At 71.8% G+C, this 838-nt stretch carries 1 protein-coding gene; it reads right to left on the reverse strand.

Features of this window, described 5'->3' with window-relative positions; all coding sequences use genetic code 11:
• Positions 1 to 540: hypothetical protein (locus tag MKK50_RS00925; RefSeq protein WP_499019733.1), on the reverse strand; the 540-nt coding region annotated here is incomplete at its 3' end.
• Positions 541 to 838: the final 298 nt, after the last annotated feature.

Below are 838 nucleotides of genomic sequence, written 5' to 3' on the forward strand. Positions count from 1 at the left end.
CCCGGGATCGGTTCTGGGGGAAAGTGGCCGTCGAGATCGCCCCGCTCGACGGTCGGGTGATCGGACTCGGGACCGGCGAACGCTGGCGCTAGGGCCCGGCCCCGCAAGAGGATCGGCGCCCCCCTCGTTCGAGAAGCGCAATGCGACAACGCGAAACGTAAGGCCGACACCCACCATCGCGACACCCTCGAACGGCTCGGCGCCATACCCTGTCACCGAGGCGATCTCGGCGCCGGCGTGCATGCCGTAGGTGTCGGGCCGCCGCGGCGAGGGCGGCCTGGGCCAGCGCGTGGTCACGCCGTCGGCGACCATCCGCTCGGCGAGGTCCTGGGTCAGCCGCGCGTCGTAGGCCGCGATCGGCGTCGCCGCGTCGCGGAAGCCGTAATGGGCCGACAGGAATGCGACCCGGGCCCGCCGGCCCGCCGGGTCGGCGGCGCGCAGGGTCCGCCACAGCGGGCCGTCGTAGCGCGCGAGTGCCGGGATGGGGTCGGGATCGGAGCGCTTGGTCGCCGAGCAGGCGAGGACGAGGAGACGGGCCATCGGCTTAGCTTTCGCAACGGGCGCCGGAGCCTCTCTCCGGTCGATCATCCCATCGCGAAGCCCCTGGCCTCCTCCGACTCTTGAGCCCGGTCCTAGTTAGGACCGGGCGACCGGCCTGAGGTAAGGGGCCGGGATGTCAGCTCCCCACCCCGTCGCTACCGACCCTGCACCGAATTTTCACTCCTGGCGCGACCGCATCGAGCGCATGAACCCGGCGACGTCCCCCTGCCCCGGCCTGCATGGCGAGACGTGGCAGAGGGTCCACGCGGCGATGCTCGACTTCCTCGAGCGCTTCGGA

This window comes from Methylobacterium sp. J-043, assembly GCF_022829505.1.
GTDB lineage: Bacteria > Pseudomonadota > Alphaproteobacteria > Rhizobiales > Beijerinckiaceae > Methylobacterium > Methylobacterium extorquens_A.